We start from the raw sequence: 13,885 nt of genomic DNA, 5'->3' as shown, positions 1-13,885 counted from the left end.
TACTCTACCAGAATGTATAAGTTTCACGCTTATCCATTTCTGAATCGTCTCCGCAAAGCTTCTTCAGCGCCCAGAGGACGCCGAAGGCGTTTTTGCTTGGCGAATATGATACGATAGGGGCATTCGGTCAGACGGGAGTGGAAAGACAGCATGGCAGGAAACGGACGTATTCGCGCCGACGTCAAGCCGGGGCTTGAAGTCGATATCGTATTGAAGCAGGATCAACGGACGGGCAAGACGACGCGGGGCATCGTGAAGGACCTGCTCACGAATTCGCCGCAGCATCCGCACGGCATTAAAGTGAGACTGCAGGACGGTCAGGTCGGCCGGGTGAAAAATATCATCGGCGGAACGTGAGTTTAAGAAAGAAAGCCGCTCCCCGGGCCGATGGCCGGGGAGCGGTTTTTTTTCGTCGAAAGCGGCTTGCAGAAAGGTTGGATAAAGGATTAATCTTCCGACGGATTGCGAATAATGAGTGGAATAAGTGTACGGAAGTCCATATACATTCAATGAATCCATTAATCGAGGAGGAATTCGCCAATGGAATGGTACGTCAAAGTCCTTCAGAATTACGCCGTATTTCAAGGAAGAGCACGTCGCAAAGAGTACTGGATGTTCGTTCTGGTCAACGTTATTATTTCGATCGTGCTCGGCATCGTCGAAGCGATCGTCGGCGTCGACTCGTTGCTATCGGGTCTATACTCGCTCGCGATTATCGTGCCGTCTCTGGCCGTCGGAGCTCGCAGGCTGCACGATATCGGCAAGAGCGGATGGTGGCAATTGATCGGTTTGATACCGATTATCGGCCTCATCATTTTGCTTATTTTCTACTGCACGGACAGCGTCGGAGACAATCAGTACGGGCCGAACCCCAAGGCGGCATAGTCCGGACGAACGTACAAACTCGATCGGCGTCGCTTACATATATTGGTTGTGTGCATAACGCATACCTCATTAACGACCTTCCCTCGCGGAGGTCGTATTTTATATATCGGCGATGAAGAAGCTATTGACAGAAATATAACCAATGGTTATATTATATCCAACGGTTTGTAACCGGTGGTTATAATATGTGAATGGGGCGTGGAGAACATGTTCGCAGGACATTTCGGCTTGGCGGCAGGCGTAAGAGCGAAGGCGCCGGAAGTGCCGCTAGGGGCGTTAATGGTAGGTACGCAGCTCTTGGACGTCGTGTTCGTTCCGTTGTATTTGACGGGCGTCGAACCGATAGACACGCAGCTTGGCGAGGGATACGGAAGGGGAATCATACACGCGGAGTATTCCCACTCTTTATTAGGCGCTCTGATCATCGCGGTATTGGCGGGGCTAGCGGCGAGAAGGTTGTGGGGCAAACGGGCGGGCTTGATTCTAGCGGGAGTCGTCTTTAGTCACTGGGTACTCGATCTCGTCGTTCACCGCGCCGATCTGCCGCTGCTGCCGGGGAACTGGGGAGACCTGCCTTTGCTCGGCTGGGGCGCTTGGAGATCGGAAGGACTGTCCATCGGATTGGAGCTGATTATTCTCGTCGTCGGCTTCTTCATGTATATGAGATCATCGCTTAGGAAAGCGGACGGCACAAGGAAAAGGACGGCGCTCTTATCGTCGATCGTACTGGGGCTCATGCTCGGATTCGCATTGCTTACGGACGTAACCAGTCTATTCTAAAGGAGACGGATGCCATGAGTTTTATCGTATTCATGCTCTTGTTCACGATCTTGTGCGGGTGGTTGGATGCCCGAATAAGCAAGTAAACCTGCCAAGTTGACTGTTTGGGTAACCAATGGTTACAATGGCTCTAGTTCAGAAGACGGGGTGGGCTGACGGTGGTATCCAAGCAGGAATTAAGGTCGGAGGAAACGAAGAGGAGCATACTTGCCGCGGCGGGCGAGTTGTTCGGCAGCCGAGGCTACGATGCCGTGACGATGCGCGATATCGCCAAACAAGCGGGTTGCTCGCATACGACCATTTACATTTATTTTAAGGATAAAGAGGCGCTTCTACATCAGCTCTCCATGCCGCCCGTTCAATATCTCATAGAGAAGATGGATGGGCTGCTGGGTCAAGAGCTGTCTCCGGACGACAAGCTGAAGGCGATGAGTCTGGCGACGATCGAATTCTGCCTGACCAACCGCAGTATGTATGGGCTAGTCTTCAATACGAAGGCAGGGAGAGTGGATGAGCAATCGCCGAAGCTGGAGATTAACCAGGCTCGGAACAAGCTGTTCGGGAAGCTGGAGTCGGCCGTTAAGGGATGCTTGGGAAATGAACTTCCGGATGAACGGCTCCTGCTCTATACAAGAATCTACTTCTTCGCGTTGTACGGGGTCATCGCCACGTATACGTCTTCCGAAGAATCGGTCGAGCAGCTTATGGGAAGGCTGATCCCGACATTCCAAGAGACGTTCGAGGTGCTGTTGATCGGAATCAGGAGTAAAGCGGAGGGGCCATGGGCTCGTACGGAGGATTAATCCATGCACATACAGATCGTTAGCGTCGGGAAGTTGAAGGAGAAATATCTGGTCGAAGGAATCGCGGAGTACGTCAAGCGGATGGGCCCCTATGCGAAGATCACGCTGACGGAAGTGCCCGACGAGAAAGCGCCAGAGGTGCTCAGCGCGGCGGAAGAGCGCCAAGTCGTCGGCAAAGAGGGGGAGCGCATCCTCGCTTCCATTAAGGACGACGCCCATGTCGTCGCCCTCGCGATCGGCGGCGAGCTCTGGTCGTCCGAAGAGCTCGCCGGGCACTTGGACAAGCTCGGCACCTACGGCAAGAGCCACGTCGCCTTCGTCATCGGCGGCTCGTTAGGCTTGTCCGACGCCGTGCTTAAGCGCGCCGATAAGAAGCTGAGCTTCGGCCGGCTGACGTATCCGCATCAATTGATGAGGCTCATTCTGGTCGAGCAGGTATACCGGGCTTTCCGGATTAACCGGGGTGAACCGTATCACAAGTAACGGCGAAAAATGGATTATTGTATATGATCACCGAAAGCAATTGTGATACAAAGCACCCCCAAATCAAATGATTTTTTTTTTATTTTTGGGGTTGACATCAAAAGGTTGATTGGATATATTTGTTACATACCAACCGAATGTATGAAAGGAGGAGACGAATGGCAAGAAATAAATATCCTGAAGAAACAATCAACCAAATCCTAACCGTGGCTCTTAACCTGTTCATTCAAAAAGGATACGAGCAGACCTCCATTCAGGATATCATCAACGAGCTGGGCGGGCTGACAAAAGGGGCAATTTACCATCACTTCAAGTCGAAAGAGGAGATCTTGCAGGCCGTCACCGACCAGTTGTTCAAAGGTGTTGACGAGATGCTGTCCGGTATCCGGGACGACAATGGGCTGAACGGACTGGAAAAGCTTCGCAAGATTTCCCGCGTCTCTCTCGACAATCCTGCCCAAAACGAACTGGCATCGGCGGCGCCGAACCTCTTACGCAATCCGAAGATGCTGGCGGCACAGATCGAGAACATCATCGAAAAAGGCGTACCCGTCTATATCCAGCCCATCATCGAACAGGGTATGCGAGACGGCTCGATCCGAACCGACTATCCAAGGGAGCTTAGCGAAGCGTTGATGATTCTCACCAACCTGTGGTTAAACCCGGCGGTCATCCAAGCTTCGCCCGAGATGATGTTACGCAAGGTAAGATTATTCGATGAAATATTGAAAGGCCTGGGGCTTGAGCTGTTCGATGAGCAAATGTTTCTACGATACGAGGAACTGTTTCGTTTGTCAGCTAGAGAAGTCAGCATAAATAACTAAACTGCCGAAAGGCAGCTTATTTTTACAGCTATTCATACCATCGGTTGGTATGAATAGGTGGTCCGGATTTAAGTGCGTGTTAGAAAACTTATTATAAGGAGATGTGAATGTTATGAATCAGAAATTGACAATGACCTCCCGTTCGGTGGAACGGCAAGTGGTGACAAACTTTAGCGCAAGCAACCTGGCGAAAAGCGATTTTGCAGGCGTTACGGCCCATAAAGGGCGGTTTAACGGCAGCGCGCTGCACGGTTCCGACTTTTCCGGCGCGGATATGACCGGCAGTACGTTCAAAGGCAGCGATGTACGCGAAGCCAATTTCGACGGCGCGAATCTGACGGACTGCAGCCTATCCGCGCTTAACTTGACCCAAGCAAGCTTCAATAAGACGATCCTTGTACGCACCAACTTCAGCGCGGCAATCCTCGACGGAGCCAAATTCAGAGGAGTAAGATTGGCCGACGTCACGTTAACGACGACCGATCTTAGAAAAACAATTTTCGAAGATTGCATCTTCGACGGGGTTGACTTCAAGAACTCCGATCTGAGCGGGAAGTGTTTGGACGGACAGACGTTTATCGGCGTCAAGTTCGAGAAAGCGGCACTAACCGGCGTTTCGTTCAAGGGCGCTATATTAAAAAATGTTTCTTTCCAGCCGGGCTTTACTTTGACTAAGAAGTACTATCGCATGATCAAATCCATCTGCTTTGACGGCGCAACGATGGATAAACTGACCTTTGCTCATCTCAGAGGCATGGAAGCCGATTTGTCAAAAGTTACAGTCATTTAATTTAAGGGAGGTAATCAAATGCAAGCCGTGCAAACCAAGTCCATTCAAGTAAAAGGATTGAAAAAATCCTACAAGCAGCTCCAAGTGCTGAAGGGCGTAGATTTCGAGGTGGAAAAGGGGAGTATTTTCGCTCTCCTCGGCTCCAACGGGGCGGGCAAGACAACGGTTGTCAAAATCCTCACCACGCTGCTCAAACCGGACGGCGGAACCGCCGCCGTGGGCGGATTCGATGTCGCGTCAAAACCCGATCACGTGCGGCAGGCGATCAGTCTGACCGGGCAATTTGCCGCCGTGGACGAAATTTTGACCGGGCGGGAAAACCTGATTATGATTGCCAAGCTGCGGCACATCAAAAATCCGCGTCAGGTGGCGGATAACATGCTTAAACGCTTCGGTCTGACAGACGCCGCCGACCGCAAGGCATCCACTTATTCGGGCGGCATGCGCCGCAGGCTCGACATCGCCTTGAGCCTTGTGGGAAATCCGCAGATCATATTCCTCGACGAGCCGACTACCGGGCTTGACCCCGAGGCGCGCATCGAGGTTTGGAAGATTGTCAAAGAGCTTGCCGACGGCGGCACGACGGTGTTCTTGACCACGCAGTATTTGGAGGAAGCCGAACAGCTTGCCGATCGGATTGCCATTTTGCATGAAGGCAAGATTATCGCTAGCGGCACGCTCTCGGAGCTAAAAAAGCTGTTCCCGTCCGCAAAGGTGGAGTATGTTGAAAAACAACCGACACTAGAGGAGATCTTCCTCGCGATCGTCGGCAAAAAGGAGGAAAAGTAGATGGAAGCGATGAAGAATCATTTTTTCAGCGATATGGGCGTTATGCTAGGACGTTCCATGCGTCATATTTTCCGCAGCATGGACACCATCCTCACGGTCTGCATCACTCCGATTGCGATGATGCTGCTGTTCGTCTATGTATTCGGCGGCGCAATCCAAACCGGTACGGATAACTATGTGAACTACCTGTTGCCCGGTATCCTGCTGATTGCGATTGCAAGCGGGATAGCCTATACGGCATACCGCCTTTTTTTGGATAAGCAACGGGGCATAATCGAGCGGTTCCACACCATGCCGATTGCGCGTTCGGCCGTGCTGTGGGGGCATGTGCTGACCTCGGTGGTATCCAATGTCATTTCTCTTATCGTTATCATTCTCGTAGCGCTCATGATGGGCTTTCGCTCGTCGGCGGGAGTACTGTCTTGGCTTGCCGTAGCCGGTATACTCGTGCTGTTTACGCTGGCTTTGACTTGGGTCGCGGCGATTGCCGGACTGTCCGCAAAATCGGTGGAAGGTGCAAGCGCCTTTTCTTACCCGCTTATCTTCCTGCCATTTATCAGCTCGGCCTTTGTGCCAACCGAGTCGATGCCGACCGTCGTTCGCGTCTTTGCCGAAAACCAGCCGGTGACCTCAATCGTAGAATCCATCCGCGCATTGCTGTCAGGTCAGCAGGTGGGTAATGATATATGGGTTGCGCTTGCTTGGTGCGTCGGAATTATGCTCATGGCTTATATCTTTGCGATGAGGGCGTATAAAAAGCGGGTGTGAAAAAGGGATAGGTTGTAATAACGAAACCTACATGTCAAACGGTTTTTCTCAATTTCATGGCGAGGAGAGATGTAGTTGAGTTCATTGGTTCTCGATTTTCAAGAATTGGAGAAAACTCAGCTGTTGCTCGTTGGCGGAAAAGGGTTACATTTAGGGGAATTATCAAAAATTCAAGGCATACAAGTACCAGAAGGATTTTGTGTTACAACAGCGGGATTTCAACAAGCCATCGCACATAACGAATCGTATCGTGCATTGTTATATCGACTCCATACGTTAAAAGTAGAAGATCGAGAACAAATTGGCGACATCAGCAGAAAGATTCGACAAACGATTATGGAAGCAGAAATTCCTTCCGATGTTACGAAAGCAGTTGCTCGCTATCTGTCCCGGTTTGGCGAGGAACATGCTTATGCAGTACGTTCTAGTGCAACTGCTGAAGATTTGCCGTATGCCTCTTTTGCTGGTCAACAAGACACCTATTTAAGTATCATCGGCAAGGAAATGATCTTGCAGCATATCAGCAAATGCTGGGCTTCCCTATTTACGGACCGAGCGGTAATTTATCGTATGCAAAACGGATTTGATCACAGCCAAGTTTATATATCCGTTGTCGTTCAAAGGATGGTTTTCCCGCAGGCTTCAGGTATTTTATTTACCGCTGACCCAATTACTTCCAACCGAAAACTGCTATCCATCGACGCCGGTTTTGGCCTTGGAGAAGCACTGGTCTCTGGCTTGGTATCTGCCGATTGTTATAAAGTACGGGAGGGGGAAATCGTCGACAAGAGGATAGCAACCAAAAAATTGGCGATCTATGGACGACAAGAAGGCGGAACCGAGACAAAGCAGATCGATCCTGATCAACAAAAGTCTCAAACACTTACTGATCAACAAATTGTACAACTGGCACGCATCGGAAGACAGATCGAAGCTTATTTCGGTCATCCGCAAGATATCGAATGGTGTTTGGCTGATGATACATTTTACATTGTCCAGAGTCGGTCGATCACAACTTTATATCCCATCCCTGAAGAGAATGATCAGGAAAATCACGTTTATGTCTCTGTCGGTCATCAACAAATGATGACCGCCCCCATGAAGCCATTGGGATTGTCCTTTTTCCTGTTAACGACTCCTGCGCCTATGCGTAAGGCTGGTGGCAGGTTGTTTGTTGATGTCACACCTCGTCTGACTTCACCTGACAGCAGAGAAATGACTTTAGAGACCCTTGGGAAGTCCGATCCGCTCATCAAAGACGCTCTTATGACCATAATCGAGCGTGGAGATTTCCTAAAATCGTTACCGAGTGATGAGAAAGAAAAGAGTCCCGGTAAAGGAAATAAAGTTATGCCGCCTGCGGGTTTTAGAACACAAATCGAAAACGATCCGGCAATCGTTTCTAGTTTGATTAAGCGTAGTCAAACATCGATTGAAGAGTTAAAGATGAACATCCAAACGAAATCGGGAGCGGAATTATTTGATTTTATCCTAGAAGATATCCAGATATTAAAGCAGATTTTATTTGACCCCCAAAGTTCGGCTGTGATTATGGCTGCTATGGATGCTTCATCTTGGATCAATGAAAAAATGAACGAGTGGTTAGGCGAAAGAAACGTAGCAGACACGCTTTCTCAATCCGTGCCAAACAATATTACTTCGGAAATGGGTCTGGCGCTAATGGATGTCGCAGATGTGATTCGTCCTTATCCGGGAGTCATTGAATATTTGCAGCAAGTAAATGATGATAACTTTTTGGATGAAATGGCTAAATTTGAGGGAGGGCGGGAAACTCAAGACGCTATCCATGCTTATATGGGTAAATATGGAATACGATGTGCCGGTGAAATCGATATTACTAGAACACGATGGAGCGAACAACCGAGCACGCTGGTCCCTATGATTCTCAGTAATATCAAAAACTTCGAGCCTAAGGCTAGCAATCGGAAATTTGAACAAGGGCGACAGGAAGCTTTGAATAAAGAACAAGAGTTATTAGAACGATTGAAGCAATTGCCGGATGGTGAACAAAAAGCCAAAGAAACAAAACAAATGATCGACCTCATTCGGAATTTCAGCGGGTTTAGAGAATATCCCAAATACGGCATGGTGAATCGATACTTTGTTTATAAACAGGCTTTGCTGAAAGAAGCCGAACAGCTCGTGCAAGCGGGTGTTATTCATAAAAAAGAAGATATATATGATCTCACTTTTGAAGAACTTCACGAAGCCGTACGTACAAAGGAACTTGATGACCAGATCATTAGCAAACGAAAAGACGAGTACAAATATTATGAAAAACTAACTCCCCCGCGTGTAATCACGTCTGATGGCGAAATCATTGCAGGCAAGTACAAACGAGACAATCTGCCCGCCGAAGCGATTGTAGGTCTACCTGTCTCTTCCGGAGTTATAGAGGGGCAGGCACGTGTCGTCTTAAACATGGAAGATGCTGATCTGGAAGATGGAGATATCTTAGTCACCACCTTTACCGACCCTAGCTGGACACCGTTATTTGTATCCATAAAAGGCCTGGTTACCGAAGTTGGCGGACTGATGACCCATGGAGCCGTTATCGCACGTGAATATGGCTTGCCAGCCGTTGTCGGCGTGGAGAATGCTACCACACTGATCAAAGATGGGCAACGAATTCGCGTGCATGGTGCAGAAGGGTATATCGAACTATTATAATAAGTCTGCACAACCAAATGGGAGCTGGCTGCGTCAGCTCCTTTCGCTATTTTCGCCGAAAGTCCCGTTAAGCTGAACCGTATCATAATGTAGGGCGAATTTTTACAATTTCAAGTTTGCCTAACATCACAGCGGCGATTAAATTACCAGCTTAAATAAAGGGAGAATGTAGGCGCCGGTAGAATGTATTATTAGCCGTAACGTACATGGGGAGGAATTCTCAATGATTGTAAAGACCAAACTATATGTCCCCCATGTGACCAAATCTTTGGTATCCCGGCCGAGACTGATCCGCAAGCTTAATGAGGGGCTGGAAGCCAAGCTGACGCTTGTTTCCGCACAGGCGGGTTATGGAAAGACAACAGCGTTAAGCGAATGGGTGAAACAGTGCGGCGTTCTTGCTGCATGGGCCTCGTTGGACCGACAGGATAATGATTGGATTCCATTTTGGAGTTGCGTAACGGCATCCATTCAGGAGAAAATCCCAAGCTTTGGTCAAACCATAGGGCCTCTTCTTAATATAGGAACTAGGGTGTCCGCAGAGCATGTGATTAAAGAACTCTTGAATGAGCTGAATGATATAACCGACGAACTGGTCATCATTCTCGACGACTATCATATTATTGAGCTTCCCGATATTCATCATTCCTTAAGCTATCTGCTGGAGCATTTGCCTCGTCATATTCATCTTTTTATCGCCAGTCGTACGGATCTGCCTATACCTACCACCAGACTTCTGGCAAAGAGGGAATTGCATCGCATCCTTGAGCAGGATTTGCGTTTTCAACTGGATGAGGGATTCGTGTTTTTTCGGGATACAACCGATTTATTACTCACCCCTGCGCAAGTGACGGAGCTGTTCAGGCAGACCGAGGGTTGGATCAGCGGGCTGCAGTTGGCGGCGATCTCATTGAAACGCAGCGATCATATAGCGGAGTCTATCCATCAATTTAGCGGCAAGCAGAATCACATATTCGACTATTTATTAGAAGAAGTGCTCCATCATCAATCAGAGTCCATGCGTGCATTTTTATTGGAATCGTCCATTTTAAGCCGAATGAATCGTTCGCTGTGCCAGGCTGTGACGGGTCAACAGAACTGTCAAGAGCAATTAGAAAGACTAGAGCAGCTGAATTTGTTCATCATTCCTCTGGACGAGGAGCGCAATTGGTATCGATATCATCATTTGCTTTCCGACTTCCTGCGGCATCTGTGGTCCAGAACGGATCCGGATAAATGGATGCAATCGCATATCCGCGCGGCGAATTGGCTGGAAAATATAGGGTTTAGTGAAGAAGCGGTGGAGCATTATATAGAAGGAAAACAGTTCGCTGATGCCATTCGATTGATCGAGAAAAACCCCCCTGCCTTGATGCAATCGAAGAGCGATGCGTTGATGAGGTGGGTATCCGTATTACCGGAAGCCTCCTTTACGGAGACGCCAATGCTCGAGATGTTTTATATATCCGTCATGCTGCTAGGAGGGAAATGGGGAACTGCTTTTCAGCGAGTGTGGCAAACCAAAGTCCGGTTTGAAGCGCTGCAAGGGAAATTACCCGATGAAGATTGGAACAAAGTTATGGGCAATATCTATTTCTATTGCGGTATCGCCTCTTATGTACAAAATGACTTGGTGAGAGCATCGGATTACTTGGAGCTTGCAGAACGATATATGCCAGAAGGAAGCTTCTTTCAGGTGATGGGGCAAAACCGATATCAAGGTTATAGTTCGAATTATGACCAATTAACATTAATCCACGATCTGCATGCGGTGGAAGAATTCCTATTGAAATGGATTAAAGCATGGGAGCATAAGAAACAATATCCTTTTATCGGTTACATGTACTTGACTTATATCAATTTGATGTACGAGTGGAATCGGTTGGAGGAGGCAGAGTTGTACATCGGTCAGTCATGGGGACGCCAAGATCTGCAACCCTTTGCACGGATTATGGTCCAATTAGGCATCGCTGCATCGCGGACTCAGCAAGCCGAAGGTAATTCAAAACGAGCGTCAGAATTGCTGTTGCAGTTAAAGTCGAAAATTGATTCTCCCGATTATGATTTGTTTATGTCTAAAGTCGCGGCGGAACAAGCTTATCTGTCTTTGCGGCAAGGCTCGCTCCAAGATGCGCTTGATTGGTTGCAAGGGTGCGGTCTGGTACATACGGATGAAGTGTTACTGAGCGATTTGGCAGAGTATCTGGTTCTCTCTAGAGTGCTTGCGTCATGCGAACGAATGGAAGAAGCGCTGCACCTGTTGGAAAGGTTGTATCTTTTTGTGTCCAGGGAAGACCGTCCCCGTGAGCGGATCAAGGTACTAATTGTCCAAAGTGTTACACTATGGCGTTCGGGTCAAACGGGGACTGCACTCGTTCAGTTGGAAATTGCTTTACAGTTGGCCGAACCACAGGGATATATCCGCAGCTTCGTTGACGAAGGCTCTGTGATGGCGGAGATGCTTGCCGCTTATTCAAATGTGGGGCATGATAGCCATATTCCTTCGACTTCCTTGGTTTATATAAAGCAGCTTCTGCGAGCCTTGAATGTTATACCGGAAGACGAACTGACGCACAAAGAAACCCTGACAGAACAGGAAACAAGGGTATTACGATTGATCGCCGATGGACTGTCAAACAAGGAAATCGCTCATCGCCTGAATATCAAAGGCGAAACCGTGAAGTTTCATATTAAAAACATGTACAGTAAGCTTGGAGTAAATAATCGCGTGCAAGCGCTGCGGTTTGCTAGACAGTTAAAGACGCTTGATTGAGCAGATGCCCCCCCTTTTTTATTCGTTGCGCCCTCCCCATTCGGGGGGGGCGCTTTTGACTTGTGTAGATATAAAATAGGTGTTACTTGATTCATATCAGAAGGGAGATTCCTAATGTTATTTTCTTTTCATCGTACCAAATTGCTAGCTGTTGCACTCGTCTTGTTGCTATTGTTGACCAGCTACTCTCCGCTGAGTATGGCGGCCGAATCGCCGCAGTCGCAGGTAAGCCAAGCGGGTTCTGCTGCGTCTGATGATCCAATACTGAATAACCAGCTTCGCTATTCGGATGTTCCGGATCAAGCGTGGTACGCAGAGGTGGTAAACGCCTGGATTACGCTAGGCATGCTGAAACCGAAGCAAGGAGAGAAATTCGATCCCATGCACATCATGACGCGGGGTGAATTTGCCTACTTGTTAGCGTACTCGCTCAAGTTGTCCCCGTCCAAGAAACCTTCATCGTTTAAGGATTTGCCCGATGCCAATCTGGCTTCGTTTATTGAGGCCCTAAAAGAAGAGGGGCTGGCAAATGGCTATCCTGACGGTACGTTCCGCCCGGACTTGCCGGTTACGAGGGCAGAAGCGGCTAGCTTGCTCACTAAAGCCAAAAAACTGCAGCCGCAAATCGGCAGCCAGTTCAAAGATGTTCCGCAGAAAAGTTGGTATGCGGGTGCTGTAGGCGCTCTCGTGAAAGCGGGAATTGTAGCCGGCAAATCAAAGGAGCAGTTCGCTCCAAACGCGGTTATCACGAAAGCCGAATCATACGCAATTATGGATCGCTCCTTTTTTAGCCTACCGTTTATTCAGGACATTCTTGACGACGGCACAATAAAGATTGACGGGAAAAACTATCGCGCGGCGGAGTCGCTTAAAGGTATTTTCCAACCGGCGAACAAGGCGGCTTTGCATAAGGCTGCGATTCAGTTCACCGCTAATAAGAATACGATCGAGTCGGTAGAAGGCCTGATCATCGGTTATAAGAGCAATTTGTCAGGACAGGCCGCACCTATCCTATTCAATGCGGGAGGAAGCACCGTTAACGGATTTGTGACAGTGAGTGCGGATCATGTTATGCTGGCCAATCTGGAAGTTAAAGGCGATGTATGGCTTACTCCGACTTTCCGAACGATGTTTATGGCTTCCGGCTTGCATGTTACAGGCAAAACGGTCTACCTCGAAGATGCCGACCGCCCGAAGACTTCAATCGCAAACATTTCGTTTCAGAATAGCGATTTTGGACAATTATTTTTGGAAAACAGTGTATATGTGAAACAGACCGATCTGAGTGCATACAAAATCAGTCACAAATCAAATGATGTGATTCACACATTATCTAATGACAATAGTACAGTTGTGCAACAACTCTACGTTTCATACTTCGGTAGAACGAATAACTTTGGGCCAGCTAGCTTTTTTGAAGCGCAACTTGCATCCCTTAGTATACCAACGGATACCATACCTTCGTCAGGCGATAATTCGAAGCTTAAGGCTAGTGAGCCGATTGAAGCTACTTTCGAGAACATGAACGTAAACGTAAACGTTGTAGCACAGACGGATGTGAATATCGATACAGTGTCTGGGCAACTAAACACGGTTACCACTGACTCTGGAGCCAACGTGCAATACAACGGTGATACGCCAATCGGTAAACTAATCATCAATAATTCAGGTACAAATCAGTCTGGCAGCACATCCTTCACCAGTTCGGTAGACATTGGGCAAGTGACCGTAAACGATAATGCAGGAGATGTTAATCTGAATGTTACGGGGAAGATCGGAAGTCTTGAGATAACTGGAGACAATACACAACTCGATCTGGGAGACTCCACCGTCGTCACTAACCTGATCGTTCCATCGGGCGTAAATTCTGCAACGATTTTCGTAAATGATGATAACCTTGCTAGCGTGAAGGCTGTTAACGGGCAATCGACGGCACCTGTGTCAACGCCGCAGCCAACGCCCACCTGTGACGCCAGTGGCTGTCATTAATGACAACACCATCTTACTAAACTGCAAGAACCCATATAACAAACAAGCATCCCCTATATGATTTTTTTGGGGGGGATGCTTGTTTGTTCATGATATATTCTGAAACGGGTGCCTTTAATTCGCCCTAGCGATGGTATGCTGAACCCTACCACAAGTAACGGCGAAATTTTCTGCCGTGCGTCCTTGCTGGGCGCAGCAAGTTGCCCCCCCAACGTAACGGAAGCCGACATTTCCGACGTTTTATAGTCGTTATGCATCCTCGATCTCCCGTCGGTCCCAACAACCTGTAACAAGTAAAAGCGCAGAAAGA

The 13,885-nt window shown here is 48.4% G+C and carries 12 protein-coding genes; all 12 read left to right on the top strand.

All coding sequences use genetic code 11. From position 1 onward, the window contains the following. The first annotated feature begins 150 nt into the window (after window positions 1–150). Window positions 151–357: a YwbE family protein gene (locus ACFPPD_RS05795; RefSeq protein ID WP_209746695.1), complete on the top strand. Its 207-nt coding sequence runs from the start codon at window positions 151–153 to the stop codon at window positions 355–357. Window positions 358–540: 183 nt separating this feature from the next. Further along, on the top strand, window positions 541–885 hold the full coding sequence (locus tag ACFPPD_RS05790) for a DUF805 domain-containing protein (protein WP_209746693.1): 345 nt from the start codon (window positions 541–543) through the stop codon (window positions 883–885). A 207-nt stretch (window positions 886–1,092) separates the two neighbouring features. After that, entirely contained in the window at window positions 1,093–1,665 is a 573-nt protein-coding gene (locus tag ACFPPD_RS05785) for a permease (protein ID WP_209746691.1), read from the top strand. 158 nt (window positions 1,666–1,823) lie between these two features. Further along, window positions 1,824–2,468 (top strand): TetR/AcrR family transcriptional regulator, encoded by a 645-nt coding sequence (locus ACFPPD_RS05780; protein WP_209746689.1) that lies wholly within the window; start codon window positions 1,824–1,826, stop codon window positions 2,466–2,468. 3 nt (window positions 2,469–2,471) lie between these two features. Continuing rightward, window positions 2,472–2,951: a 23S rRNA (pseudouridine(1915)-N(3))-methyltransferase RlmH gene (rlmH, locus tag ACFPPD_RS05775; RefSeq protein WP_209746687.1), complete on the top strand. Its 480-nt coding sequence runs from the start codon at window positions 2,472–2,474 to the stop codon at window positions 2,949–2,951. Window positions 2,952–3,109: 158 nt separating this feature from the next. Beyond that, window positions 3,110–3,775, top strand: a complete 666-nt coding sequence (locus tag ACFPPD_RS05770) for a TetR/AcrR family transcriptional regulator (RefSeq protein ID WP_209746684.1) — start codon at window positions 3,110–3,112, stop codon at window positions 3,773–3,775. 112 nt (window positions 3,776–3,887) lie between these two features. Beyond that, a complete protein-coding gene (locus tag ACFPPD_RS05765; protein WP_209746683.1) occupies window positions 3,888–4,565 on the top strand; it encodes a pentapeptide repeat-containing protein in 678 nt (225 codons plus the stop codon). Window positions 4,566–4,583: 18 nt separating this feature from the next. Then, window positions 4,584–5,354, top strand: a complete 771-nt coding sequence (locus ACFPPD_RS05760) for an ABC transporter ATP-binding protein (protein WP_209746681.1) — start codon at window positions 4,584–4,586, stop codon at window positions 5,352–5,354. Then, on the top strand, window positions 5,355–6,122 hold the full coding sequence (locus tag ACFPPD_RS05755; RefSeq protein WP_209746679.1) for an ABC transporter permease: 768 nt from the start codon (window positions 5,355–5,357) through the stop codon (window positions 6,120–6,122). It abuts the gene before it with no gap. Between the two features lie 75 nt (window positions 6,123–6,197). Further along, window positions 6,198–8,813 carry a phosphoenolpyruvate synthase gene (gene ppsA, locus ACFPPD_RS05750; RefSeq protein ID WP_209746677.1) on the top strand — a complete coding sequence of 872 codons (2,616 nt, stop codon included), beginning with the start codon at window positions 6,198–6,200 and terminating at the stop codon, window positions 8,811–8,813. Window positions 8,814–9,036: 223 nt separating this feature from the next. After that, window positions 9,037–11,586, top strand: coding sequence for a winged helix-turn-helix domain-containing protein (locus ACFPPD_RS05745; RefSeq protein ID WP_209746675.1), 2,550 nt, complete (start codon window positions 9,037–9,039; stop codon window positions 11,584–11,586). A gap of 114 nt (window positions 11,587–11,700) precedes the next feature. Continuing rightward, window positions 11,701–13,575, top strand: a complete 1,875-nt coding sequence (locus tag ACFPPD_RS05740) for an S-layer homology domain-containing protein (protein WP_209746673.1) — start codon at window positions 11,701–11,703, stop codon at window positions 13,573–13,575. Window positions 13,576–13,885 lie beyond the last annotated feature (310 nt).

Source organism: Cohnella suwonensis, from assembly GCF_042655365.1.
GTDB classification, from domain to species: Bacteria; Bacillota; Bacilli; order Paenibacillales; family Paenibacillaceae; genus Cohnella; species Cohnella suwonensis.
The sequence above is the reverse complement of the archived record's forward strand: the minus strand, read 5'-3'. Positions and strand labels throughout refer to the sequence as shown.